Source organism: Methylomonas sp. HW2-6 (assembly GCF_052474525.1).
On record NZ_CP184124.1, the window covers coordinates 401,338 to 426,357 of the forward strand.

General features: G+C 58.1%; 21 protein-coding genes. 4 read left to right on the forward strand and 17 right to left on the reverse strand.

Annotated features, from left to right (window positions below; all coding sequences use genetic code 11):
• Positions 1-326: 326 nt before the first annotated feature.
• The 12 genes from ACH518_RS02950 to ACH518_RS03005 form a co-directional block, all read right to left on the reverse strand.
• On the reverse strand, positions 327-2,720 hold the full coding sequence (locus tag ACH518_RS02950; protein ID WP_445371809.1) for a TonB-dependent siderophore receptor: 2,394 nt from the start codon (positions 2,718-2,720) through the stop codon (positions 327-329).
• A gap of 155 nt (positions 2,721-2,875) precedes the next feature.
• Positions 2,876-3,835, reverse strand: coding sequence for a FecR family protein (locus ACH518_RS02955; protein WP_445371810.1), 960 nt, complete (start codon positions 3,833-3,835; stop codon positions 2,876-2,878).
• A gap of 133 nt (positions 3,836-3,968) precedes the next feature.
• On the reverse strand, positions 3,969-4,472 hold the full coding sequence (locus ACH518_RS02960; protein WP_445371811.1) for an RNA polymerase sigma factor: 504 nt from the start codon (positions 4,470-4,472) through the stop codon (positions 3,969-3,971).
• Positions 4,473-4,719: 247 nt separating this feature from the next.
• The gene (gene tssJ, locus ACH518_RS02965; RefSeq protein WP_445371812.1) at positions 4,720-5,226 is read right to left on the reverse strand and encodes a type VI secretion system lipoprotein TssJ; all 507 of its coding nucleotides are present in this window, start codon (positions 5,224-5,226) and stop codon (positions 4,720-4,722) included.
• Between the two features lie 87 nt (positions 5,227-5,313).
• Complete coding sequence (locus ACH518_RS02970) at positions 5,314-8,190, reverse strand: EAL domain-containing protein (protein WP_445371813.1); 2,877 nt, start codon at positions 8,188-8,190, stop codon at positions 5,314-5,316.
• A 10-nt stretch (positions 8,191-8,200) separates the two neighbouring features.
• Complete coding sequence (locus ACH518_RS02975; protein WP_445371814.1) at positions 8,201-8,677, reverse strand: type IV pilin protein; 477 nt, start codon at positions 8,675-8,677, stop codon at positions 8,201-8,203.
• Positions 8,678-8,935: 258 nt separating this feature from the next.
• Complete coding sequence (locus ACH518_RS02980) at positions 8,936-11,320, reverse strand: penicillin acylase family protein (RefSeq protein WP_445371815.1); 2,385 nt, start codon at positions 11,318-11,320, stop codon at positions 8,936-8,938.
• A gap of 129 nt (positions 11,321-11,449) precedes the next feature.
• Positions 11,450-13,039 (reverse strand): glutamine-hydrolyzing GMP synthase, encoded by a 1,590-nt coding sequence (gene guaA / locus ACH518_RS02985; protein ID WP_445371816.1) that lies wholly within the window; start codon positions 13,037-13,039, stop codon positions 11,450-11,452.
• Between the two features lie 74 nt (positions 13,040-13,113).
• Positions 13,114-14,076 carry a class I SAM-dependent methyltransferase gene (locus ACH518_RS02990; protein WP_445371817.1) on the reverse strand — a complete coding sequence of 321 codons (963 nt, stop codon included), beginning with the start codon at positions 14,074-14,076 and terminating at the stop codon, positions 13,114-13,116.
• Positions 14,077-14,152: 76 nt separating this feature from the next.
• Positions 14,153-15,619, reverse strand: a complete 1,467-nt coding sequence (gene guaB, locus ACH518_RS02995) for an IMP dehydrogenase (protein ID WP_140913472.1) — start codon at positions 15,617-15,619, stop codon at positions 14,153-14,155.
• Positions 15,620-15,704: 85 nt separating this feature from the next.
• Positions 15,705-16,181 (reverse strand): hypothetical protein, encoded by a 477-nt coding sequence (locus ACH518_RS03000; protein WP_445371818.1) that lies wholly within the window; start codon positions 16,179-16,181, stop codon positions 15,705-15,707.
• A complete protein-coding gene (locus ACH518_RS03005) occupies positions 16,181-16,780 on the reverse strand; it encodes a CPBP family intramembrane glutamic endopeptidase (RefSeq protein ID WP_278210303.1) in 600 nt (199 codons plus the stop codon). The genes ACH518_RS03000 and ACH518_RS03005 overlap by 1 nt, the downstream gene beginning before the upstream one ends.
• An 86-nt stretch (positions 16,781-16,866) precedes the next feature.
• Between ACH518_RS03005 and ACH518_RS03010 the strand changes: the two genes are divergently transcribed.
• The 4 genes from ACH518_RS03010 (at position 16,867) to dinB (ending at position 19,656) form a co-directional block, all read left to right on the forward strand.
• Positions 16,867-17,139, forward strand: coding sequence for a YcgL domain-containing protein (locus tag ACH518_RS03010; protein WP_278210302.1), 273 nt, complete (start codon positions 16,867-16,869; stop codon positions 17,137-17,139).
• Between the two features lie 84 nt (positions 17,140-17,223).
• On the forward strand, positions 17,224-18,246 hold the full coding sequence (locus tag ACH518_RS03015) for a DUF2333 family protein (RefSeq protein WP_140913468.1): 1,023 nt from the start codon (positions 17,224-17,226) through the stop codon (positions 18,244-18,246).
• 9 nt (positions 18,247-18,255) lie between these two features.
• Complete coding sequence (locus ACH518_RS03020) at positions 18,256-18,558, forward strand: DUF4389 domain-containing protein (RefSeq protein ID WP_140913467.1); 303 nt, start codon at positions 18,256-18,258, stop codon at positions 18,556-18,558.
• A gap of 6 nt (positions 18,559-18,564) precedes the next feature.
• Entirely contained in the window at positions 18,565-19,656 is a 1,092-nt protein-coding gene (gene dinB / locus ACH518_RS03025) for a DNA polymerase IV (RefSeq protein WP_445371819.1), read from the forward strand.
• A 46-nt stretch (positions 19,657-19,702) separates the two neighbouring features.
• Here the strand turns inward: dinB and ACH518_RS03030 are convergent, their stop codons facing one another.
• The 5 genes from ACH518_RS03030 to ACH518_RS03050 all read right to left on the reverse strand — a co-directional run bounded on the left by ACH518_RS03030 (position 19,703) and on the right by ACH518_RS03050 (position 24,856).
• Positions 19,703-20,149 carry a hypothetical protein gene (locus ACH518_RS03030; RefSeq protein WP_445371820.1) on the reverse strand — a complete coding sequence of 149 codons (447 nt, stop codon included), beginning with the start codon at positions 20,147-20,149 and terminating at the stop codon, positions 19,703-19,705.
• Positions 20,150-20,297: 148 nt separating this feature from the next.
• Positions 20,298-21,452: a lytic murein transglycosylase B gene (mltB, locus tag ACH518_RS03035; RefSeq protein WP_445371821.1), complete on the reverse strand. Its 1,155-nt coding sequence runs from the start codon at positions 21,450-21,452 to the stop codon at positions 20,298-20,300.
• A gap of 18 nt (positions 21,453-21,470) precedes the next feature.
• Positions 21,471-22,604, reverse strand: coding sequence for a PilT/PilU family type 4a pilus ATPase (locus tag ACH518_RS03040; protein WP_140913464.1), 1,134 nt, complete (start codon positions 22,602-22,604; stop codon positions 21,471-21,473).
• A gap of 16 nt (positions 22,605-22,620) precedes the next feature.
• A complete protein-coding gene (locus ACH518_RS03045; RefSeq protein ID WP_054759731.1) occupies positions 22,621-23,658 on the reverse strand; it encodes a type IV pilus twitching motility protein PilT in 1,038 nt (345 codons plus the stop codon).
• Between the two features lie 175 nt (positions 23,659-23,833).
• Positions 23,834-24,856: an SPFH domain-containing protein gene (locus tag ACH518_RS03050; RefSeq protein WP_140913463.1), complete on the reverse strand. Its 1,023-nt coding sequence runs from the start codon at positions 24,854-24,856 to the stop codon at positions 23,834-23,836.
• Positions 24,857-25,020: the final 164 nt, after the last annotated feature.

Here is a 25,020-nt window from a genome sequence, read left to right on the forward strand (position 1 = left end):
TGCGGCATCAAGGATGTTAAGTTCTCTCCCCCGTGAACATGGAAAACAACGACGCCAGGGAATACCTGGATAGAAGCGTGGACGAAACACTTCTATCCAGGCAAGGATGGTCTCTTTTCTGATTAATTCGGCCCCACGCCGAGCCAAATTTGGTTTTCACTCTGGTGCAAACCGCACCGAAAAACACCTCCGCGGTCAATCCCATTGTCAGCCGGCTAAGCAGCGCTAGGCCTTGCGCCGGTGTGTTGCAGGCTTACAGCCGTGGCGCAGAAAAAAGTGCCGCCCCCGCCACTACGGAAACGGCAATGAGGAAGGCTAGGAACGACTTAGTATTCCAGCTTCAATGAGCCCATCGCCGAAATCGGCGCGCCGACGTTGGCCGTCGGTATCCATGAAGTAGAGCCGGTGAAATATTCCTTGTCCAGCAAGTTATAGACATTGACCTGCGCGGTCAGGCGGGTTTTACCGATCGGCTGCACATAAGCCGCCATCGCGTCCAGCCGGGTGTAACCGGGCAACTGAAAGCTATTGGCGGTGTCGCCCTCGCGTTTGCCGACCACTACGCCGCCCAGGCCGGCCTTGAAATGCTCGGTAAATTGGTAGCTTCCCCACAGGCTGGCTTGATGCTCGGGCACGTTCAACAGACGATTGCCTTCCGTGCCGTTGTTGTCTTTGGTAACCCGGCCGTCGGTATAGGCATAGGTCGTGACCAGACTGAAGTTATCGCTGAGTTGGCCTTTGATATCGACCTCGATGCCCTGGCTGCGCGCTTCGCCGATCGCCACCTGGTCCAACGGATCGGGCGTGCTGAGGTCGGCGGTCAGCATATTGGTTTTTTTCAGGTGGTAGTAAGCCACGGTGGACGACAAGCGTTTATCGAACAGCTCGGTCTTGAAGCCGATTTCGTACTGCTCGGCCGATTGCGGCTGAAAAGTACCGCCGGTCAAGCCATTGCGGCCGTTGTTACTGCCGAAGGATTCGACGTAATTGCCGTAGACCGACAACCAGTCCCACGGCTGGTACAGGATGCCGACCCGCGGCGTGAATTTGTCCTCGTGGCGCATGCTGAAGCCGTCCTTGGTGGCTTCCCAGGACGTGCCGCCGAAGCCGCCGTAACCGGCCATGTCGTAGCGGCCGCCGCCCATGATGTGCAATTTATCCCAGAGCGTGATCTGATCCTGAAAATAGACGCCGTACCAATCGTCGCGCTCGCGCCAGAACCAGTTGGGCCGGATTGCGTTGACTGCGGCGACATCGATCGTGTCATAGCGCGGGTTGTCGATATCGAAGGTCGAATTGATCGGATCGCCCCAATCGCTGGACGCGAACATATTGTCCGGTGCGTCCTGATTGAAGAAAAACCAGTCGCCGCCAACCAACACATTGTGTTTCAGGCCGTAGGTCTCGAATTTGCCGGTCAAATCCAGACTGGTCGAATACGAACGGCGCTCGGAGGTTCCGGTAATGACCCAGCGCCCCAAGGTGCGGCCGTCCGCATTCAGCTTGCCGTTCGGTCCCGGTCCGCCGAAGACGATATCGGTTTCGTCCCACTGGAATTTATGCTTGATCGCCCAATCGTCGTTGAATTTGAAGCTCCAGTCGGCGTAAACCAGCGTGTTGTCCTGGCGCGGCCGAAACGCCGGATCGCCGGTGAACAAATTGCGCCGGCCCACCACCGGCCTGTTGTCCAGCACCGGCACGCCGTAATCGTCCATATAGTTGTCGTGACGCTTTTCGATATCCAGGTTGGCCTCGAAACGGTCGTTCGGCCGCCAGGTCAGCGAAGGGGCGATGAATATGCGTTCGTGATCGACGATGTCGCGAAACGACTCGCCGCTGTCGTAGGCGCCGTTAAAGCGGTAGAGCAGGGTTTTTGCACTATCCAGCGGCCCGGTGGCATCGACGGTGGTGCGGAATTCGCTGAACGAGCCGAATTGCTGCTGCAGCGCGTAATACGGCGTGGCTAACGGCTTTTTGGTCACGTAATTAACCATGCCGCCGGGTTGCAAGCGGCCGTACAGCACCGCCGCCGGACCTTTCAGCACTTCGATTTGCTCCATGTTCGACACGTCGAATTTACCCATCGAGCGCCGAAAGCCGTTACGGTAGTTTTGTTCGCCGGAATCGAAACCGCGGACGATAAAGCTTTCGTACATATCGGCGGTACCGTAGGCGCGTTGCACGCCGCTGACGTTATTGATCACGGCATCCTCGAAGCGGACCGCCTGCTGGTCGTTCAATATGGAACGAGGCACGACTTGGACCGAGACCGGCGTGTCCATGATCGCAATATTGGTCTTGGTCGCGGTGGACGCGTTCGGCACCGCATATAGCTGGTTGAACGGATTGTTCGGATCGTAGGCCTTGTTACCGACCACGTTGACCGCCGGCAATGCGGCCGGGTCCGGCCGGTAATTCAAAGCCTGTTTTTCGATCACCACGTTGCCGTTTTCGGCAATGCGGTAACTCAAACCGCTATCGCGCAGCAAGAGTTGCAGCGCCGCTTCCGGTGTGTAACTGCCGCGTAGCGGCCGGCTGCTCAGGCCTGCGGCGATCGAGGCATCATAAACCAGTTGCAGGCCGGCGCTTTCGGCCAGCCGGTTCAGGGCCGTTGCCAAGGCGCCTGCCGGTATGTCGAACGGCCGGGCGGCACTGTCGGCGTGGGCCAGCGAAGCCGCAAGGCCAACCCCCAGCGCCCAAGCCGCAACCTGGTTTTTCAATCCGCGGCCGGCGCATCTCTTCGTGGTTCTAACGATCATGCATTTCCCTCTAAGGTTGTTATCGGATGGCTGATACTGCTTTTGACGCACTAGCAGCCGAAAACAGGAGGTGAGGAAACGCAAAAACCGCAATCCGCCGCAGAAAACGCCGCCGGTTACCGGTGTAGCAGAATCAAATAGTCGCCGAGGCGGGAGGAACGAATGTGTAGAGAAGATTCCAGCGCGGCCAGTACTGCCAGCGGCTGGTCGGTACGAAATACGCCGCTGACCCGGCGTTCGGCGAGCGCCGCATCGCCGATCAGCAACAAACCGCGGTGGTAGCGGTTCAACTCGGCGACGACATCGCCGAGCGGCCGGTTTTCGAATACCAGCTTGCCGCGGCGCCAGGCCGTGGCGGCCAGCTGGTCGACGGCGCTCGCCGGGCCTATCCCGTCTTCCCGGCTAAACATCGCCTGCTCGCCCTCCGCCAGCACGCCGTGCTGGCGGCCCGAGCCGCGTTGCACGTCGAGGGCGACACTGTGCTCGGTGACGCCAACCTCGACATTGTCGCCGTCGACACGCACATTGAATGCGGTGCCCAACGCGGTGATCAGGCCGTCGCCGGCCTGCACTTGAAACGGTCTGGCCGGGTCGGGACTGACTTCGAACAGCGCTTCGCCGCGTAGCAGCGTCAATCGGCGCTGGCCGGCGCCGAATTGAACCAGCAGCGCGCTGTTGCCGTTCAAATGCACGGCGGAACCGTCGCTGAGGGCAATATCCCGCACTTCGCCGAAACCGGTATGAAAGTCGGAGCGCAAACCCAGGGACAACGGGCTCAACCACCACAGAGCCAAACTCGCCGCCAACGCCAACGGTAACCGGGCTCGCTGCCGGATTTTCGCCGAAACCGGTTTTGGCGGCTGGAGCGGCAAATCGGCCGCCACCGGAACCAAGCCCGGCTCGACTTCCGCCAGATCGCTCCACAACTGCTGCAACCGGCGATAGGCTTCCGCGTGGGCGGCGTCGGCGGCCAGCCAGCGCTCGAATTCGGCCAGCAGCGCGGGATCGCCGCTAGCGCCGTCCAATTTGACCCACCAGGCGCGAGCCTCGGCCTTGACCGATGCCGGGATTTTCATCGCGCAGTCTCGCGCCGGGATTGCAGGAGGCGGTCGCGCACTAGCGGTTGGGGAGCGGATATGTTCATCGGCGGCATCATGGTGGAAGCGTTGCCATTATAGGACGCGGGATGGCGCAAAAACAGGAAGGCCGCTAGTCGTCGCAGTCCTGCAATGCCGCCAGTGCGTTGCGCAGATGTTTTTCGACCATATTGCGCGAGATCCCCAAACGCTCGGCGATCTCGGCATGGCTCAGGCCGTCGTATTTACGCATGACGAACACCGTGCGGCATTTCGGCGGCAGCCGTTCTACCGCAGAAATCAGCCGGTGCAAACGTTCGCGGGCGGCGTTGATTTGTTCCGGATCGGCCGTACTGTCGAGGCCGGAATCGGCCTCTGCGCCGTCTTCGTAATGCGCATACTGCTCGCGCACCTGGCGGCGACGTTCGTAATCGGTCGCCAGATTGGCGGCGATTCGGTGCAGCAAGGCGCGCGGATTCTCCGCCTGACGCCACAAGTCGCCGGCCAGCATGCGCTGATAGGTTTCCTGGACGATGTCGCCCGCCGTGTCCAAACAGCCGCAACGCCTGAACATGACTCGGCGCAATTCGTCGTCGTAGGTTTTGATCAGATCGGAAATATCAAGAATAGTGCTCATGGTCCCGCCCAAGCGAAGCGATGGCCGGAAGCAACCAAAACTCGTGCCAGATCGGCATCAACACCTATCCGAACAAGGCCTTAGTAATCTTGGGAAAATTTCTCGGCCGATTCGGCCCGAAAAAACAAGCGATATGCCGCAGCGGCATGGATTGCTTAACATAGTTTAATAAAGTCGGCCGGAGCGCGCTCGCTTCAAGCCCGCCCGGCTTCAGCCGATTTCCGCGCGCTCTGCGCGGGTCGGCAACTCAAGGCTCTGCGGGCGTCGCCGGTGCCGGCTCCGCTGCGCTGGCCTTGGCGCCAAGCACATTGCGGTCCATCTCCAAGGTAACGGTGTTGTTTTGGTGTAAGACCAACGGCGCCAACGCCCGCCATTGCGCGTCGTCCAGTTTGCGGAAGGCCGCGAAGAAGCCGAGCTTGCGCGTATCCGCGGCGGGCTCGATCGGCAGCGTTTTCTGTTCGCCGGGCTTGATCAGCAATTCCTGCTTGCGCAGCAAGTCGCCGCCTAAAGCCAGCTGCTCCTTATCGAACAAGGTAAAGAAATCCGCCGCGGCGAAACCGCTCTGTTCGCGCAGTTCGTAAATCCGCAGCAATACCGGCGAGGCTTTGCCGGCTGCATCCGGATTCAATTGCTTGCCGGCATTGATTTGCAAGGTCAACTGCGTCGGCGGGACCGGTGGCGGCAGCTCCGGCGTCTCGGCGCAAGACGCCAGCATAACGCTGCATAAAATCGGTAGGAGTCTGAATAGCGGCATAAAAACACTCTCTAGGGAAAATCGCGATATCGGCATTCTGCCATAGACTCGGTAGATTGCGTGCACCGCCAGCGCGGCGGTAAACGCCTAGCCGGTCAGCGTGCGTTCCGGCTCGGTGCGCCCGGCACCGCTTTGCAAACTACGCAGAAACTCGTTGGCAGGCAGCGGCCGACTGTACAGATAGCCTTGAAAAAACGCGCAGTGCTGTTGCTTCAGAAAATCCACCTGTTGCTGGTTTTCGACGCCCTCGGCAATCGTCTCCATCCCCAAGCCTTCGGCCAGGGCCAAAATCGCCCGAACGATAGCTTCGCTGCTGTCGTCGGTATCGAGCTGGCGGACGAAAGACTGGTCGATTTTCAACACGTCCAGCGGCAATTGCTTCAGATAAGACAAAGACGAAAAGCCGGTACCGAAATCGTCCATCGACAGAGTCAAGCCCAGGTCTTTCAATTGCTGCATTCTCGCGACGCAGCTTGCCACATCGCCGATCACGACCGACTCGGTCAATTCCAACTCCAGCCAACACGGATCGATGCCGGTCGAGTGCAAAACCGCCGCCACCTTTTCCACCAGGTCAGACCGTTTGAAATCGATAGCGGACAGGTTGACCGAAACCCGCAATGGCTCGAAGCCTTGCTGATGGCAGAACTTGACCCACAGGCAGGCCTGTTCCAGCACCCAATCGCTGATTTCGACAATCAAGCCGGTCTGCTCCGCCAATGGTATGAATTTGGCCGGCGAGACCATGCCCAATTCGGCATGCTGCCAACGAATCAAGGCTTCGGCACCAACGATGCGACCGTTCCAGTCGACCTTGGGCTGGTAGTAAACCAGTAATTCCTGGCGGGAAACGGCCTCGCGCAACTCGTGTTCGAGTTTGATATTTTCCAACGCGGCGGCATTCAGTTCCGGCGAGTAAAACCGGAACACGCCGCGGCCCTCGCTTTTGGCGTGGTACATTGCGGCGTCGGCATTTTTCAACAAGTCCTCGACATTGTCGGCGTCACCGGGAAACATCGCGATGCCCAGGCTGCTGCCGATCTTGACCGGCAATCCGGCGACGACCAGGGTACGCTGTATCGCCGCCAGAATTTTCTCGGCGATGGTCGTGACGAAGCCGGCCGGGTTGCCGTGCTGATGCAAATCGGACAGCACGATCACAAATTCGTCGCCGCCCATCCTGACGACCAAATCGGTTTTGCGTACGCATTGCAAAAAAATCCGCGCCGCCTGCGCCAGCAACTCGTCGCCGGCCGTGTGGCCGAGCGAATCGTTGATATTCTTGAACCGGTCCAGATCAAGGAAAAACACCGCAACCTGCGACTCGTCGCGCCGGGCTCTATCCAACTCCTGTTGCAGCCGGTCGTGCAACACCAGTCGATTGGGCAAATCGGTCAAAGGATCGTAATGCGCCTGCCGGTAAAGCTTTTCTTCCCAGGCCGCATTCGACAAGGCCACGGCGATGCGGTCGGCAAAATCGGCCGCGGCTTGTCTGGCCTCGGCCGAAATAGTGTTCGGCGCCTTGTATCCCAAGCAAAGCAAGGCCGCCAGAGCACCGTTGATCGCCACCGGCACGATCAGATATTGCCAAGCCCCCTCGCCGCGCAAACGTTGCAGATAGGCCGACGGCGCCGGCCGGTTCGGTTCGAGCGCCAGGAGCTGGATGCCGGCTTCGAGCAATCCGGTAAAATCCTGCTGCTCCAGAAACAAAGGCTCTTGCGACAGCTCGACCGCTTGGCCGCCGCTACGGACGCGGATATTGCCGAGCGCCAAGTGTACCGGGTCGATATCGGCTATCGCGATCATCTCGCAGCCGAGGATGCCGGGCAGGCGGTTCAATACGATTTCGATAATGTCCCCGGCGTTCAAGGCCGACAGAATGGTGCGGTCGATTTCGGCCATGGCCTCGAGCAGATCGAATTGACCGCGCAAGCGTTGGGTCATGGCATTGAACGAATCGGCCAGGGTTTCGAACTCGTCCCGGCTATCGATCAGGACCCTGGTGTCGAAATTGCCCGCGGCAATGTCCTGTGTGGCGGCTTTCAGGCTGGCCAGCGGCGTCAGGTACTTGCCGATCATACGCATACTTAGATAAATGACCACCAGCAACGCCAGCGCCGTCACCGGCGGGTAAATCTCTCTGAATTGGCGCATGCCGGCGAAGGCCACCGCAGCCGGCTGGCTTTGGACGATGACCAGATCGGAACCGGCAAACAAATTGCCGACCGGCAACTTCCAGGAGGCGGTCAAATAGGTTTCGTTACCGATTTGCCAATCGAATTGGTCGCTGTTGAGCTGTGCCAGCCGGTCTCTGGCGTCGGCCGGCAGCCCGTACTCCGGCTCCGATGCGAACAATAGCTGGCGGCTGGCGGCATTCATGATCCATAACAGATTGTTCGGATCGATGTTTTCCGCTTCCCACAATTGTTCCGGCTTTAATTCCACCATCAAGATCCCAGCTTCCGGGCGGTTTTCGACCAGATTGACGGCCATCCACAAGCTGTAGCTGCCGCTCCGGTTCGCGGCCGCTCCGATGAAGGTCTTGCCGGCCCCGACTAACTTCAGCTCTTGCTCGCCGAGTTCCGGAACCTCGCCGGCGTCAGCAGCGGGGGAAAGCGTTGCCCCGTTCGGGCCTACCAACACCAAATCGGCAAACTGGCCTTGTAACCATTGCCGAATCTCCTCGCCGACTGCCGCACCGCCGCGACTGGGGCCGGCTTGCTCCAAACGCATGGCGGCCATGCGTAGCGACTTGTCCAAAAAGATCAAGCGGCCGACCAGGCCGTAAGCGTAATCCTTACAACTGCGCTGCAAGGCTTTGCCGGTTTGGCCGCGCAGCTGGGTTTCGACCTGGCGGTAGGATAGTCCGCCCAACAGCAGGATTGGTATCAGCGCCGCCAGGACGAACGACAGTAAAATCCGCCGCGCCACCTTGCTATTGAAAATCGGCAGCGTCCAGTTCATCGCCGCTAACTCAAAAATCGGCCGCCAAACCGACAAATGCGCCGTCGCGGGCAATAATGATGTCGTCCACACTGTCTTTCTGGCTGATTCGTGGTTTGGTCACGCCGTTTTTGCCCATGCTGTACAAATCGTAGTTGGTATTGATCGGATTCAAGGCGCCGTCTTTGCGGACATCGCCCATCACGCCCGGATCGCCGTTAACGATATTCAGATAGACATAGGCGTTGCCCCAGGGATCGATGCCGCCATTGGGCAAGGCGGTGCCTAAAGCTGCCAGCGAGTCCGGATAGCGGAATTCGCGGGTGTAATAGCGCTCAATCTCGGTCTGGATGGCCATGATCTCGCTGATCGCCAACGAATTTCGGGTCCGGTCGATATAGCCGTTATAGGCCGGAACGGCAATCGCCGTCAGGATGCCGACGATCGCGGTGGCAATCAGTGCCTCTATCAAGGTAAAGCCGGATCGTTGGAGTTTGCGGTTGAACATACTTACGAATATTTCTCGGGATACAGTAGTGTTAAAAGAAAGCCGGTTAAGGCAGCCAAACGGCTTCAGAGTACCGTAAAAAAGCGTTAGCTATAAACCGATAATCAAAAATACCCGTATCCCTCACAAAACGGTCACTGTCAGCCGACCGGAAGTATAGCGAGGCATCGGCGTTTGTGGGATTGGCCCCAGGGTTTAGCTCGCCGGCATTAGCAATGGGCCGACGATCAAAACCGCCTGCCGGAAGCAATACAACGCTTAGGGTTTCAGCGTCCACCGGTATTCGGCATCGCCCGCTTGCAACGCCAATGGCACCCCCTGCAACCAATACGGCTGCTGGTCCATATAAAACTCGGACAGCGGATGACCGGACTGGCCGCCGGGCATATGCAGAATGCCGTCTTGCCAATGCCCCGGCGAGACCACCAAGCGCTCGCTGGCGGCAAAATTGGCGCCGGCCACCCGGACGCAATATCCGGTGCAACCGGCCAGCGTCTGCTCCGGCATGTTCAAAAACGCCGCCAGAAACGGCATCGCCTTACTGAACGGATGCGCATACGCGGCCTTGTTCTGCGAACCCCAGGTCAGATCGGCCAATTTTTTGCCGGGATTGCGCGCCAACAATTTGCCGGCAGCGGCTTGCAGTTGGGCTGCGACAAAGTCATCCCAATCCCGATACCGAGCGGCGTCCGGCAACAGGGCCGGATCGGCAGCGCTCAGCAAGGCCTGCAACGGCGTATCGACGTAATTCCAGGCGTAGCTGAACTCAGGATCGGCTTGTTTGCAAGCCGCCAGAAACGGCGGAATTACCGCTTCGATCAGTTGTTTGCGAAACTCGACCAATAACGGCAACCCCAAACTGTCGGCATCGGCACGGCCGTTCCAGGCCAGCAAATAAGCGCGAATCGCCGCCGTTTCGGCTTGCGCGGCCGGATCGATACCACTAAGCGCGTGCAAGGCCAGTTGCCGGTAGTAACCGAAAAACTCGGATTCGGTATCCAATTGCAGATTGAACAGCGACCATTCGTCGTGCAATGCCGTTTGCCGCAGTTTTTGCGAAATCCGGAACGCCCGGTAACCGTTGGCGAACTGGTGGCCGATCACGACCGGATAGTCGGCACCGAACCGGCGCTCGTTGGCCGAGGCCAGAAAGCCCTGCACCGGGTCCAGGTTGCGTGGCATCCGTTCCGGCGGCAAATAGCCGCTCCAACCGGTATTGCCGTCGGCCCAGGAGGTACTGACCGAACCGTCGCCGCCGAAGCGCAACGGAATTTTGCCGGTCAAGGTCCAGGCGATCCGGCCGCCGTTATCGGCAAACAGCACGTTCAGCTGCGGCACACCGGCGCGGTTGGCGATGGCCAAGGCCTGCTCGAGGTTTTGGCTCTGCTCCAATTCCAGCCATTCGGTATTGACCGCTTCCGTGTCCAGCGCCGCCCAGCGAATCGCGACCGCCCGGCCCAGCAAAGGCTTATCCGCGACCGGGCCCCAGCGAGTTTCGCGGACCACCAATTCGCGTTCGCCGCCGCCTTTGATTCGAATCGTCTCCCGGCGTTGCTCGAAAGCGCGCCAGCCGTCGCCGTCGCGGTACTGTCCGGCATGCTCCGGATCGGTTTCGAGTTGGACCAAATCCAGAAAATCGCCGCCGAGATTGGTCACCCCCCAGGCCAAATAGCGGTTGCTACCGGCGATCAGAAATGGCGTACCGGGCAAGTTGACGCCGACCGCTTCCACGCCCGGATACGCCAGCTCGATCCGGTACCAGATATTGGGGACGTTGATGCTCAAATGCATGTCGTTGGCCAAAATTGCCCGACCGTCCGCGGTTTTGCGGCCGCTGACCGCCCAGGCATTGGAGCCGGCCAGGCTTTCGCCGGCAGCGGCGTCGGCCAATTGCGGCCCAACCCTTCCACTCTGCGCCAACAACGGCTGCAAGATTGCGGCGGGCACCGGCTGCGACGGCCGCAAAGAGGCTCCCGCTTGCAATAGTTGATCGGTATAGCGGTCGGTATCCGGCGTGAAAAAAGCGACGGCGGCCGCAGGCAAGCTGCGTTGCATCACGCTCAACATCCGCTCGCTCTGCTCGGCGCGCGCGGTCAGCGTTTCGAACATGCCGAACATCATCAGCAAGCAATCCTCGGCCTGCCAGAGCTCCGGACTGTAACCGAGGGCGCCGAACTCGAACGGTAACACCCTGGCTTGCATCAGATAGCTGTTGACCCCGTCGGCGTAAGCTTGCAAATACTCGCGGTGCGTGACCGGCAAAGCCGCAAAAACACGGCCGGCGCGGAGCTTAAAACCGTAAATCCGGGCCTGCTTGTCGCTGTCGAAGGCCTTGTCGCCGAAGACTTCGGCCAAACGGCCGGCATTCTTACGCCGCATCAAATCCATTTGAAACAAACGGTCGCGGGCGGTGACATAACCCAGCACCCGCACCGCGTCGGTCCGACTAGCGGCATGAATCGACGGAATACCGTGCAGGTCGGTTGCGACCGCCGCCGGCGCCGCCAACTGCGGCAAGCGGCGCTCGCCATCCAGCGCCGGCAACGAACTATGCAACCAGGCGTAGCCCAGGCCGCTAATCCCCAACAACAATGCCGCCCCTGCACTGGCCAAATTGACCCAGATTTTTTTAGCTTTAGCCATGCCTAACCGCTCCCGTCGAAATCGCAGAGGGTTTTACCCGAGATTCGGACAAACGGCAACGGCCGCTGCAGTTCGCTGGAGTTACGGCAATTTCGGACGGACTGCCGCTAAGGAATCCGTATTACGCCACTACTCCCACTCAATCGTCGCCGGTGGCTTACCCGAAATATCGTAAGTCACCCGCGAAATCCCCGGCACTTCGTTGATGATGCGACGGGAAACCAAGTCCAGGAAGTCGTACGGCAGATGCGCCCAGCGGGCGGTCATGAAGTCGATGGTTTCCACGGCGCGCAGGGCGACGACGTAGTCGTATTTGCGGCCGTCGCCCATCACGCCGACCGATTTGACCGGTAGAAAGACCGCGAAGGCTTGGCTGACTTTGTCGTACAGGCCGTGGTTGCGCAGTTCGGCAATGAAGATGTCGTCGGCGCGACGCAGCAGGTCGGCGTAGGATTTTTTGACTTCGCCGAGAATGCGCACGCCCAGGCCGGGGCCGGGGAAGGGGTGGCGGTGGATCATGTCGGCGGGCAGGCCCAGTTCCAGGCCGAGTTTGCGCACTTCGTCCTTGAACAGTTCGCGCAGCGGTTCGACCAGTTTCAAGGTCATGTTTTCCGGCAGGCCGCCAACGTTGTGATGCGATTTGATCAAATGCGCCTTGCCGCTCTTGGCGCCGGCCGATTCGATTACGTCCGGATAGATGGTGCCTTGCGCCAACCATTTGGCGTCGGTCAGTTTGCCGGCTTCCTCGTCGAAGATTTCCACGAACAGGCCGCCGATGATTTTGCGTTTCTGTTCCGGATCGTTGACGCCGGATAACGCGCTCATATAACGCGCTTCGGCATCGACCCGGATCACTTTGATGCCCATATGCTGAGCGAACATCGCCATGACCTGGTCGCCTTCGTGCAGGCGCAGCAGGCCGGTATCGACGAAGACGCAGGTCAGTTGTTCGCCGATGGCGCGGTGCAGTAACGCGGCAACCACCGAGGAATCGACGCCGCCGGACAAGCCGAGAATGACTTGGTCGCTGCCGACTTTTTCCCGCACCGCCTTGATGCTGTCTTCGATGATGTTGCTGGAATTCCATAGCGCCGCGCAGCCGCAGATGTCCAAGACAAAACGACTGAGGATGCGGCCGCCCTGCTTGGTGTGGGTGACTTCCGGGTGGAATTGCAGCGCGTAGAAATTGCGCTCTTCGTCGGCGATGCCGGCAATCGGCGCGCCGTCCGAGCTGGCGATTAGTTTAAAACCTGCCGGCAGTTCAACCACGCGATCGCCGTGGCTCATCCACACGTCCAATAGACCAAAGCCTTCCGCCGAGACCTGGTCTTCGATTTCCTTGAGCAGTTTCGAGTGGCCGCGGGCGCGGATTTGGGCGTAACCGAATTCGCGGTGGTCGGACGATTCGACCTTGCCGCCCAACTGTTCGGCCATGGTCTGCATGCCGTAGCAAATCCCCAATACCGGCACGCCCAGTTCGAACACGGATTGTGGTGCGCGCGGCGTGTCGCTGCTGGTCACGGTCTCCGGGCCGCCGGACAGGATGATGCCCTTGGCGCCGAAGTTTTTGACCTCTTCGTCGCTGCTGTCGCAGGAATAGATTTCGCAGTACACGCCGATTTCGCGGATGCGGCGGGCGATCAGTTGCGTGTATTGCGAACCGAAGTCGAGGATCAGGATTTTGTCGGAATGGATGTTGGCGGCGGCAGGATTCGTCACGGTGTAACCTTCGATGATACTGGAGAGGCCTTAACCGGTTAAGGCCTGTTTGTGGCTATTGGCGCGGTCGGCTGTCACAGCAGCCGATGGTCGCGATAAAGTTGATCGAGCAAGGCTTTACTGTCGGCGACTTGCTGACTCAAGTTGCGCTCGGCAATGGTACGTTGCAACTTTCTCACAAATCGCAAATACGGCGCCGCCCGCATGTAATGGCGCAAATTGGTATGGCCTTTGACCACGGCACTGATCCGCTCGGCATTGCCCGGCAGTCGCCAATCCGTTGCGGCAGCGGCGGCGGCAGGCCGGAAGAACATCGTCAGATTGCCGCCGTCCGCCGACAGCAAATGGCCGACCGCGTGCAGGCCGGCTTTTTCGCCCATTTTTTGCAGCGTTTGCACATTGAAGTTGAACAAATGCGCTTCGTGGAAACTGCTGGCCGGCGATTGGCACACCGCTTCGACATTCGGTACTTCCACGACCAAGGTCGCGTCGGGTTTCAGTAACTTGCGCAAGAAGCCGAGTACCGAACCAGGGTCGGCGGTGTGTTCCAGCACATGCCAGATCGTGATCAAGTCGAAGCTGGCATCGCTAAAGTCGCCGTCCTGGACAAAGCCGACCTGCAAGTTCAACTGATACTGGGCTTTGGAGTATTCGGCATAGCCTTTATTCGGTTCGATACCTTGAATGTCGTGGCCCAAGGCCTGCATCAGGTAAGCGAACTCGCCGCCGCCGGTGCCGACATCAAGCATGGTCTTCCGGCTTTGTAGCAAATGCTTGATCTTGTCGTGACGTTCGATCGCCACTCGGCCGGCACGCAATATGTGTTTGGCTTGCGGCGCGTAGGTCTTTTTGTAGTCCAGCCGGTACTCTTCTTCGTAAAACTGGCGCGGATCGTGCGGAAACGGATCGCTCCAGACTAAGCCGCACTGGTCGCAGATCACGGTGCGCAATTGGGCGCCGCTTCGGCTGCGCATGGACAGTACGCTGACATGGTGATTGCCGCATAAATTGCAGGGGGTCGAAGAAGTTTCTGACATTGCGCTTACGAGGTTGTGAGGGTTGAGATTCGCACCGGACCGGCTTGGGTCCGGTGCGCAAACCGGCGCGGCCGGTTTAGTTCATATGGTAATTGGGCGCTTCTTTGGTAATCGTCACGTCATGGACGTGGCTTTCACGCATGCCGGCGTTGGTCACGCGCACGAACTGGGCGTTTTCCCGCATCTCGGCGATGGTGCTGTTGCCGGTATAGCCCATGCTGGAACGCACGCCGCCGAGTAACTGGTGGATGATGGCCAACACACTGCCTTTATAAGGCACCCGGCCTTCGATGCCTTCCGGCACCAGTTTTTCGACCTGCTCGGTGTCTTCCTGAAAGTAGCGGTCGCTGGAACCTTGTTGCTGAGACATGGCTCCCAACGAACCCATGCCGCGATAGGATTTATAGGAGCGGCCCTGGAACAGTTCCACTTCGCCCGGCGCTTCCTCGGTACCGGCGAACAGACCGCCCAGCATCACGGCATACGCGCCGGCCGCCAGAGCCTTGGCGACATCGCCGGAATAGCGGATACCGCCGTCGGCGATCAGCGGCACGCCGGTGCCTTTCAACGCGGCGGCTACGTTCGCGACCGCGGTGATTTGCGGCACACCGACGCCGGCGACGATGCGGGTAGTGCAAATCGAGCCGGGACCAATACCCACTTTGACGCCGTCGGCGCCGGCTTCGACCAGGGCTTTGGCCGCCGCGGCGGTGGCGATGTTGCCGCCGATGACTTGCACTTGCGGAAAGTTTTGTTTGACCCAGCGCACCTTGTCCAGCACGCCCTGGGAATGGCCGTGGGCGGTATCGACGATGATGACGTCGACGCCGGCTTCCACCAAAGCCGCGACCCGCTCGCCGGTATCGGTTCCGGTACCAACCGCAGCACCGACCAGCAAGCGCTCCTGCTCGTCTTTGCAGGCTTGCGGATTGTCTTTGGCTTTCTGGATGTCCTTGACCGTGATCATGCCGCGCAAATGAAAGGCATCGTTAACGACCAACACCTTTTCGATGCGGTGGGTATGCAATTTCTCGATCACTTCTTTATGGCTGAACGATTCGTTTACCGTCACCAGTTTGTCTTTCGGCGTCATGATCTGGCTGATCGCCACCTCCAGCCGGGTTTCGAACCGCAAATCGCGGCTGGTGACGATACCGACCAGCTCTTCGCCGTCGACGACCGGCACGCCGGAGATGTTTTTCGCCCGGGTCAATTCCAATACTTCCCGCACCGTGACATTGGGCGATACCGTAATCGGATCCTTGATGACACCGCTCTCGTATTTTTTCACCCGTCTGACTTCCGCCGCCTGTTGTTCGACGGTCATGTTTTTATGGATGATGCCGATGCCGCCTTCCTGAGCGATCGCAATCGCCAAGCGGGCTTCAGTGACGGTATCCATCGCCGCCGACACCAGCGGGATATTCAATTTGATTTTGCGGGTGAGCTGAGTTTTCAACTCGACTTCGCGCGGCAGCACGCTGGAATGGGCGGGGATCAATAAGACGTCGTCAAAGGTGAGAGCTTCTTGAATGATTTGCATAAATCACACCTGGGGGCTAATCGTGGATGAGCCAGCCATTGTACAACTTTACTGAGGTTCCTAAAAACCCGAAATAGTCAAGGACTTACTCGCCCCGGCTGTTTTGCGCCGAAAGCGCCGCAACAATCGCATGATATTCCGCCATTTTCGGACGATGCAGGAATATGCCCAAGGCATGCATCGTGCTGAATATGTATAAGGTATTGAAGCCGTCGCCCAGCACAATCATGATCGGGCCGAACAGGCCGACCCATTCGATCAGGGCCTGGCTGACGGTTACCGTCGTGAAATAGCGTTGCCCCGCGCTTCTCGGGCCGGGCATGGTCTGGTTCAGCCGCAACAAGACATGCCTGGTCAGATTGGTCAACGGAAACAATACGATCGCGACGCCGTACAAGACGCTGCGCAGCAACACGCGACGCTCTTCGCTGACCGCGATCTGCAGCTCAGCCCCCCAGACATGGCAAACAACATTGTAAACAATCAGCATGAGCAGCATCGCGGCGCAGACCAGCCAATGGCTGCGCAGAGCGGTGGACGGCAACGGGGAGGTGACGGACATTAAACACTCCTGTCGAGGCGATTACGGTAATCGCGCAGAATAACAACAAAGGCCACGAAATCGTAAGCCGCGTGGATCACGATCGGGGTCAGCAGATTGCGACCGCCGCCGTAATCGAGCAGGGCCCCCAAATATAAACCCATCAGGAACGCCAACAACGCATACAAAGGCGTCACGGCGTGTACCAGGGCAAATACCACGTTGCTGCACAGCAGGCCGAGTTCGGCATTCCAGCGCAATTCCAGCCAGGGCTGCAAGAAGCCGCGGAACAAGGCCTCTTCGGCGAAGCCGGCGATACAAGCCAAAACCAGCAAGTCGGCCCAATGCCGGTCGCTCAACCTGGCGCCCAGAGTATCCAGTAGCAATTCACGGATGGCTTGCAACGGCGGATACGCCAGACGTTGCAATGCAAAAAACAACAACAATAACGGCAAAGTCGCCAGCAACCCGATTGCCAGGGCACTTTCCGAAAAATACAAGTCCTGAAACGGATCGACATCGGCCAGCCAGCCGAACAGCACGGCCAAGCCGGCCAATGCCGACTCGAAATAACAAGCCGCGTTAAAAAAATTTTGGGTGGAGAACGGGCTGGTTTTCATCTGCGAAAGCGGTCTAGGTCGACAAGGGCTGAAAATTCTAAACAAAAACCGTTAGAATTGGCAGGGCTACATCAGGAGCGGCAAACATGAACTGCTTTATTTACAAAAGCCTGAAGAAGGACGAACTTTACCTTTACTTGGATAAAAAAGACGATTTTTCGGCCGTGCCGGAACAACTCTACAAAAGCTTTGGCCGGCTCGAATTCGTCATGGAGCTTGAATTGACGCCGGAACGCAAGCTGGCGCGCGCCGACTCGGCCAAAGTCATCGCCAGTCTGCAGGCCAAAGGCTTCTTCGTGCAGATGCCGCCGGCGCTGTTCTCCCCGGTCCAGCCTGCTGCGGCCCGGCAACTACACTGAAAGCGAGCTAGCCAACTTAATCCGTGCTAACATGCCGCCATTCGGCCGCCAGGGCCTTTTTGCACTTATCCGGATACGTAACACATGTCAGACAATTCATTCGCACTCGAAGAAGACGCCAAGTCTAAAGGCATACTCTGGGGTTTCGGTACGCTGATAGGCATCGTCGTTGTGGTCATGTTGATTTTAGGCGAATGGTGGAGCCGTGAGCCCGAGCAATTCAACGTTCAGGATGAAGCGATCGAACGCATGAATGTGACCCATACCGACCAAATGCCGATCGGTTACGTTTACGCCAATACGCTGGCCCACATCGCCGACGTCATTCTGTTCAAAGCCGGCGGCTACCTGTCCAACGACGTCGCGCCTCCCGGCCTGTTTTGCGACAACATCCAAAGTTTCGAATACGGCGCACTGGTCATGCTGCGCGACGGTACCACCGCCTTACGCAACCACTTTGCCAGAGACCAGTCTCAATCCGCGGAAGACCCGGATTTAGCCAAAGCGGAGCCTTACTTCTACTACGAACGCAATTCCTGGGCCTTGCCGTCCACCGAGTCCGAATATATTAAAGGTATCGAGGCATTACATGCCTATATGTCGCGGCTGCAAAATCCGACTTCGACCTCGAGAGCAGCCCAGTTCCATTCCCGCGCTGACAACTTGTGGCAATATACCGAAGTCGTGATCAAGCGCCTGGGCGGTCTGTCGACCCGTCTCGCCGCCAGTACCGATAAATTTGCCGGCGCTGCGCACGGCGACCCATCGAATCCGGTCGACATCAACATGCCGACCATCGGCCAGACGCCTTGGATGGAAATCGACAACGTATTCTACGAAGCGCGCGGTTCCTGCTGGGCCTTGCTGCACATCCTGAGAGCCATCAAACACGACTTTTCCGACATTCTGTTGGACAAACGGGCGATGAACACGCTGGATAACATGATTCAGGCGCTGGAAAATGCGTTGACGCCGACTTTAAGTCCGGTGGTGCTGAACGGCGACGGTTTCGGCGTTTTTGCCAACTACTCGCTGGCCATGGCCAACTACATTGCCCGCGCCAATGCGGCCGCACTGGACTTGCGCGACGTGATGAACAGAGGTTAAACCGCGGCCATGCAAGAACAGATCAACGAGAATTTGAAAAAAATCGAAACCTGGAAACGGGTGATCTTCATGCTGGTTTTCGCTGCGATAGACAGTTTGGTCAAACTGCTGTTGTGGCTGGTGATTTTGCTGCAGGTAGGTTCGGTACTGTTTACCGGTGCGGCCAACGCCAACATCCTCAGTTTCGGCCGCAGCCTGTCGACCTACCATTACCATATCCTGCTGTTTTTAACTTTCAATACCGAGCAATTGCCGTTTCCGTTTTCCGATTGGAACGAAACCGCCAAGCTGGAGCAGCTCGACAAACCGTAAACGCCGATGGACGACCGTCCGCGCAAAATCATCCACATCGATATGGATGCGTTTTACGCAGCGGTCGAACAACGCGACCATCCGCAATACCGGAACAAGCCTATCATCGTCGGCGGCAGACCCGATTCGCGTGGCGTGGTAGCCACCTGCAGCTACGAAGCCCGCCAGTTTGGCGTACGTTCGGCCATGCCTTCAGCCCACGCCTACCGGCTTTGTCCGCAGGCGATCTTTGTCAAGCCGCGTTTCGACGCCTACCGCGAAGCCTCGGCCCTCGTCCGCGACGTTTTCGCCCGCTACTGCGACTGCGTCGAGCCGCTATCTCTGGACGAAGCCTATCTGGACGTCAGCGATTCTGAGCTTTACCAAGGCTCGGCCACGCTATTGGCCAAGCAAATCAAACAAGACATCCTGAAGCAAACCCGTCTGATTGCATCGGCCGGCATTTCTTACAATAAATTTCTGGCCAAACTCGCCTCGGATATGGGGAAGCCGGACGGACTGTACCTGATTCCTCCGGAACAAGGCCCCGAATTCGCCGAGAAACTGGACATCGGCCGGTTTCACGGCATCGGTCCGGCCACCGAACAGAAAATGCGCGATTTAGGGATCAATACCGGCAAGGACTTGAAAGCCGTACCATTGGCAATCTTGCACCAACATTTCGGCAAGGCCGCCCGGCATTATTTCAATATTGCCCGCGGCATCGATTTGCGCCCGGTTCGCGCCGACCGGGTTCGTAAGTCGGTCGGCGTGGAAACCACCTTCGAACAGGATTTGGCCGATCTCGCCTCGATTCAGCGGCAGTTGCAGGCTCTGATGCGCACCGCGTTGCAGCGATTGGCCGAGAAAGGCCTGACCGCCTATACCCTGACGGTAAAAATCAAATTCCAGAACTTCGTGCAAATCACCCGCAGCCGCACCCTAAACGAGCCGGTCGCCGATAACCCGGCATGTGCATTGCTGCTGACCGAGTTAATCAAAAACACCCCGGTGGGTTCCAGTAAAGTCCGTTTGCTTGGCGTAACCCTATCCGGCTTGGATAACGAAGACCCACACGCTAAGCCTTATCGGCAATTGGATTTATTCGACTATTCGTAAGCGACAAAGACTTTTTAAAACCCGGCATAGACCGGCGTTCATAGAGTTAAGAGCTCGCCGCAGTCCGTTTGGAATTTATCGCCAAGCCTAGTGCGCCAACTCCAAACAGCACAAACGGTGCCGGTAAAGGCACTATCGTGACGGGGGCTGTTCCCAATCCATTGGTACCGGTAATCGATATGTGTCCGGATTGAACCAGCACCAGATCACCACCGCCTTTCGGCTTCAACTCTCCGCTGATATTCCGAATCCCCCCTCCGGCACTGCCTCCAGTGATGTTGGCGCCAGGCTGTACGAAGACAGCACCAGAGCCACTGACATCGAATTGCTGCCAAAACAGTTGACGACCGGGCTTGACGCCGATTTGATCCGATAGTCGCGGATAGGAAATCAATAACGACGGCACCGGCGAAGTTTGTGAGCGGTCAAGCGCGGCTTGGGCCGAACTACAAAATAAACCCAAACCAGATATTAACAAATAAAGGGCGCGCATCGTTTCTCCTCTCTAACGGCTTGACTATATCGTAGCAAGCAATTAAGTCATTTCCGTGACATCGAGCAGGAATTGGAGCGTATCGACTAAGAACCGATAGCGGCAACCGAAAAAGCCGAATCAATCGATCGCAATCTCGTCGCTCGCCTTATCCGGCGAGCCGTTGATAGCCGCGTCTGATGGCCTGAGCCAGCTCATGCACCGCCATCGCGTAATGGGTGCTGTGGTTGTAGCGGGTAATCACGTAGAAATTCGGGTGTCCCAATAAATATTCATCGGTGTTTTGGTGCCTGAGCAGCAGCAATCTGAGCGGGTAATCGCAGCCGCAATTGCCGGCCGGTTCGATACCGGCTTGCAGCAATGTACCCAGCGGATATTCGCGATCGATACCCGGCTCCAAACTATCGATACCGCTGTAGCTGCCGCGAGTGTTACTAACTACCGGCTGCTCGCTACGCCAGCCGTGCTGGGCAAAATAATTGGCGACACTGCCGATCGCGTCCTCGGGGTTCCATAAGTCACGCCGACCGTCGCCATTGAAATCCACCGCCCATTGCAAAAAGCTGCTGGGCATGAATTGACCCAGCCCCATCGCCCCGGCGAAGGAGCCGACCGGCTTGGCGGGATCGATGCCTTCGCCCCGCGCCATCACCAGAAAACTCTCCAGCTCGCTACGAAAAAATTCGCCGCGGCGCTGGTAATCGAAACCCAGCGTGGTCAGCGCATCGATCACCCGGTGATTGCCGACGAAGCCGCCGAAGGTGGTTTCCACCGCCAGAATACCGAGAATGTATTCCGCCGGAACGCCGTATTGTCGGCTGGCACGCTGCAAAGCGTTCTGGTGCGTCCGCCAGAACGCCACGCCGGCATCGATATGGCGGGCATCCAGAAATTGGGAACGGTAACGGGTCCAGCCGCCTTTGCTGGGCTTGCCTTTCAAACCTTGGTCGGACTTGGCCAGATAATCCAAGGTCCATTGTTTGCGTTTGGCTTGCGAGAACAAACCGTTCAAATATTCCCGATCGAAGCCGTGCTTTTGCACCATCTGCTCGATAAATTGAGCCAATGCCGGATAACCGGCGTAATCGCCGCCGACCGCAGCGGCCCGATAGCTGCCGATGCTGGCATAGGGCCTAAGGTCGGGCTGGACCTTGACCGATTGGCTGGGCGGATTGGGTTTGACCGGTGCCGACGTTCGCAGTTGGCTACGCGGCGGCTCGGAAGCACAGCCGAATAGAAGTGTGGCCAACGCTGCGGCAGCGGCAAATTTGAGTATCGAATTCGGTGTGGCTAAGTCTGGCAAAACGGCTAAATCCGGGGTTTATTTATAAAGGCTGCCTCCGTCTTCGTCGCTCTCGGCCAACGTCATGCCGGCGGTTTCGAAATTGACGTTCTCGGCGCCCAATTTGATCATCAGGCGGACTTCGTTGCGGGAGTCGGCAGCGTGCAGAGCATCTTCATAACTAATTTTACCGGCTGTGTACAGATCGTAAAGCGCTTGGTCGAACGTTTGCATGCCATGCTCGCGCGAGCTCTTCATCAATTCTTTTAATTTATGCACCTCGCCCTTACGAATCAAATCGGCGACTAGCGGCGTATTCAACAGAATTTCGATGGCTGGATAACGGCCTTTGCCGTCAGCGCGCTGAATCAATTGCTGAGCGACGATGCCGCGCAAATTCAAAGACAAGTCCATGAACAACTGGCTGTGCATGTCTTCCGGGAAAAAGTGCAGGATGCGGTCTATGGCCTGGTTGGCGTTGTTGGCGTGCAAGGTACAGACGCACAGGTGGCCGGTCTCGGCAAAGGTTATCGCGTGTTGCATGGTCTCGCGGGTCCTGACCTCGCCAATTAAAATCACGTCCGGCGCTTGACGCAGCGTGTTTTTCAAAGCGACTTCGAACGATTCGGTATCCAGACCCACTTCGCGCTGGGTAATGATACAGCCCAGGTGGGGGTGAATGAACTCGATCGGATCTTCGATGGAAATGATGTGGCCGCTGCTGTTCTCGTTGCGGTGGCGGATCAAGGCCGCGAGCGAGGTCGATTTACCGGTGCCGGTCGCACCGACGAACATGACCAAGCCGCGCTTGTGCATGATCAATTCTTTCAACACCGGCGGCAGATGCAACTCTTCCGCAGTCGGAATCGTAGTTTCGATCCGGCGTAACACCATGCCGGCCGAATCGCGCTGGGTGAAGGCGCTGACCCGAAACCGGCCCAGACTGTGCGCGCTTAACGCGAATTGGCATTCCTTGGTATTTTCGAATTCGTCGCGCTGGCGTTGCGACATGATGCCGAGCACCAGCTTCAGGGTTTGTTCGCTGTTCAGTGACGTCTTCGAGACTTCGACGACTTTGCCGTTGACTTTCATCGACGGCGGCCGCCCGGCGGTAATGAATAAATCCGACGCCCGTTTTTCCACCATCAATGCCAATAGCGCGGTAAAGTCCATCAGGCCTCCTCGTTCATCAGCGGAACATGTCTTTATTGACGGCCCGAGTCATCGCCGCCTTGGCGGTAATCAGGCCCTTGTCGACCAGCTCTTTCAGGTTTTGGTCCAGCGTCTGCATGCCGTCCTTGCGCCCGGTCTGAATCGCCGAATACATCTGCGCCACCTTGGCTTCGCGGATCAGGTTGCGGATCGCCGGGGTACCGACCATGATCTCATGCGCAGCGATCCGGCCGCCGCCGACCTTCTTCAGCAGTGTTTGCGAAATAACCGCCTGTAACGACTCGGACAACATGGCCCGGATCATGTCTTTCTCGGCCGCCGGGAACACGTCGATGATCCGGTCTATGGTCTTGGCGGCCGAAGTGGTGTGCAAGGTGCCGAACACCAAGTGGCCGGTTTCGGCCGCAGTCAGCGCCAGACGAATGGTTTCCAGATCGCGCATCTCGCCGACCAGGATGATGTCCGGGTCTTCCCGCAAGGCCGAGCGCAAGGCTTCGTTGAAACCCAGCGTATCGCGATGCACCTCGCGCTGGTTGATCAACGATTTCTGGCTTTCGTGGACAAACTCGATCGGGTCTTCGACCGTGAGGATGTGGGCGTAATCGTTGTTGTTGATGTGGTTGATCATCGCCGCCAACGTGGTGGATTTACCGGAACCGGTCGGTCCGGTCACCAAAATCAAACCGCGCGGCTTGGTACACAGCTCCTGGAAAAACTTGGGCGCATCCAACTCTTCCAGGGTCAAGACTTTCGACGGAATGGTCCGGAATACCGCGCCGGCACCGCGATCCTGATTGAAGGCGTTGACCCGGAATCGGGCTACCCCGGGCAAGGCAAACGAAAAGTCGGTTTCCAGAAACTCCTCGTAATCGCGGCGCTGCTTGTCGTTCATGATGTCGTAAATCAGCGCGTGCACTTCCTTGTGGTTCAGGGCCGGGATGTTGATCCGGCGAATATCGCCGTCCACCCGGATCATCGGCGGCAAGCCGGCGGAAAGGTGCAAGTCGGAAGCTTTATTCTTGACGGAGAACGTCAACAGTTCGGCGATATCCATGGTCGATTCTCAATGGTGAAAATGTCGCTGCCAAGAATAGTACACATCCGGAAACTGGCAGCCGGCAAAGCCGATTTTTCCGGGGCAGAGTCTTCAGACAGCCGTTTGCCGCAGGAGACTCGGCCGGATTTTGCCGGCCCACCGGCGGGCGTTGAGCGCTAGCGCGGCGACGGCATTAGATTCCCTCCAGAATGCTTTTCTTCTTCTCCGCATATTCCTCGGCGGTGATCAATTCCGCCTCGAACATTTTCTTCAGTTGCGCCAGTTTTTCCATCGGGTCGGCTGCCGCTGCCTGGGCGGGCGCGGGCGATGCGGCGGCTGGGGTGTTCATCGCTTGCGCCAGATTTTGGCCAAAACTGATGCCGGCGCCCAAGCCCATTCCGACCCCGGCGCCGCCACCTTCGTTACGGGCGGCTTCCCGCATCGCTTCCAGTTGCTGGATCCGGGCGTAATCCAGACCGACTTCCTTGGCCGCCTGGGCCTCGGCGGTCATATCGGCGATGCGATTGACGCGCTTGAGGGTTTCCTCGTCGAAGTCGGTGCCTTCGATCCGAAAATCGGTGATGGTAAAACCGAGATCGGCGAACTGCGGCAATAATTTTTGCAGCACGCCGGCGGCGATTTCCTCGCGGTTGGTGTCGATATCCAGATAACCGAAACGGCTGGTCGCCAGAAAATCGGCCAACGGCTGGCTGAGGCGGGCGACAATCACGTTGCGCAATTGGTCGGTGGTAAACAGGTTTTGCTCGCCGACCACGTTGACGAAGAACTGCGCCGGTTCGGCCAAACGGTAACTGTAATTGCCGAAAGCTCTCAAACCGACCGGGAATTTGTAGGTCGGGTCCAGATATTTGATCTGCGAGCTGGTTCCCCATTTCTGATCCAGAATCACAGTCTTGCGATAAAAATAAATCCCGACCTTGAACTGGCTTTCGAAAAACTGCATGAAGCTGGCAATCGTGGTCCAGAACGGGATGTTATCGGTTTGCAGGTTGTAGGAGCCTTCGCTGTCAAATACCGCTTGCACCTTGCCGCGGTAGACGAAAATGCAACCCTGGCCGGGGCCGACGATCAGTGTCGAGGCGTTCTTGATTTCGTCGCCGTTGTCGCTCCATTGTTGGAACAGCGCATTGGGCGCCGGATTTTGCCATTCGATGACCGAACGCAATTGGCGTTGCAAACCGTCGAAAAGTCCCATGAGAGTCTCCTGTGGATTTTGAATTGGGTCTCGGATGGCGCGTCGCGCCACCGCCGCCATCAGATCGGCACACTCCCGGTGAACAACACCATTCTGCAAAACGACTAGACTTAGCCGCAGAACGGATTTGCCATGCCCCGGCCGCAACCGAGGCTATTAGAAGT

Bases quoted from the DNA above. Each gene is read 5' to 3' on its own strand.
- ACH518_RS02980 (WP_445371815.1), bottom strand. From the start codon at position 11,320: ATGGCTAAAGCTAAAAAAATCTGGGTCAATTTGGCCAGTGCAGGGGCG.
- ACH518_RS03030 (WP_445371820.1), bottom strand. From the start codon at position 20,149: ATGCGCGCCCTTTATTTGTTAATATCTGGTTTGGGTTTATTTTGTAGT.
- ACH518_RS03040 (WP_140913464.1), bottom strand. From the start codon at position 22,604: ATGGACTTTACCGCGCTATTGGCATTGATGGTGGAAAAACGGGCGTCG.
- ACH518_RS03045 (WP_054759731.1), bottom strand. From the start codon at position 23,658: ATGGATATCGCCGAACTGTTGACGTTCTCCGTCAAGAATAAAGCTTCC.
- ACH518_RS03010 (WP_278210302.1), top strand. From the start codon at position 16,867: ATGAACTGCTTTATTTACAAAAGCCTGAAGAAGGACGAACTTTACCTT.
- tssJ (WP_445371812.1), bottom strand. From the start codon at position 5,226: ATGCCGCTATTCAGACTCCTACCGATTTTATGCAGCGTTATGCTGGCG.
- guaB (WP_140913472.1), bottom strand. From the start codon at position 15,619: ATGCAAATCATTCAAGAAGCTCTCACCTTTGACGACGTCTTATTGATC.
- dinB (WP_445371819.1), top strand. From the start codon at position 18,565: ATGGACGACCGTCCGCGCAAAATCATCCACATCGATATGGATGCGTTT.
- ACH518_RS02990 (WP_445371817.1), bottom strand. From the start codon at position 14,076: ATGTCAGAAACTTCTTCGACCCCCTGCAATTTATGCGGCAATCACCAT.
- ACH518_RS03005 (WP_278210303.1), bottom strand. From the start codon at position 16,780: ATGAAAACCAGCCCGTTCTCCACCCAAAATTTTTTTAACGCGGCTTGT.
- ACH518_RS02970 (WP_445371813.1), bottom strand. From the start codon at position 8,190: ATGAACTGGACGCTGCCGATTTTCAATAGCAAGGTGGCGCGGCGGATT.
- ACH518_RS03020 (WP_140913467.1), top strand. From the start codon at position 18,256: ATGCAAGAACAGATCAACGAGAATTTGAAAAAAATCGAAACCTGGAAA.
- ACH518_RS03000 (WP_445371818.1), bottom strand. From the start codon at position 16,181: ATGTCCGTCACCTCCCCGTTGCCGTCCACCGCTCTGCGCAGCCATTGG.
- ACH518_RS03015 (WP_140913468.1), top strand. From the start codon at position 17,224: ATGTCAGACAATTCATTCGCACTCGAAGAAGACGCCAAGTCTAAAGGC.
- ACH518_RS02975 (WP_445371814.1), bottom strand. From the start codon at position 8,677: ATGTTCAACCGCAAACTCCAACGATCCGGCTTTACCTTGATAGAGGCA.
- ACH518_RS02960 (WP_445371811.1), bottom strand. From the start codon at position 4,472: ATGAGCACTATTCTTGATATTTCCGATCTGATCAAAACCTACGACGAC.
- ACH518_RS03050 (WP_140913463.1), bottom strand. From the start codon at position 24,856: ATGGGACTTTTCGACGGTTTGCAACGCCAATTGCGTTCGGTCATCGAA.
- ACH518_RS02955 (WP_445371810.1), bottom strand. From the start codon at position 3,835: ATGAAAATCCCGGCATCGGTCAAGGCCGAGGCTCGCGCCTGGTGGGTC.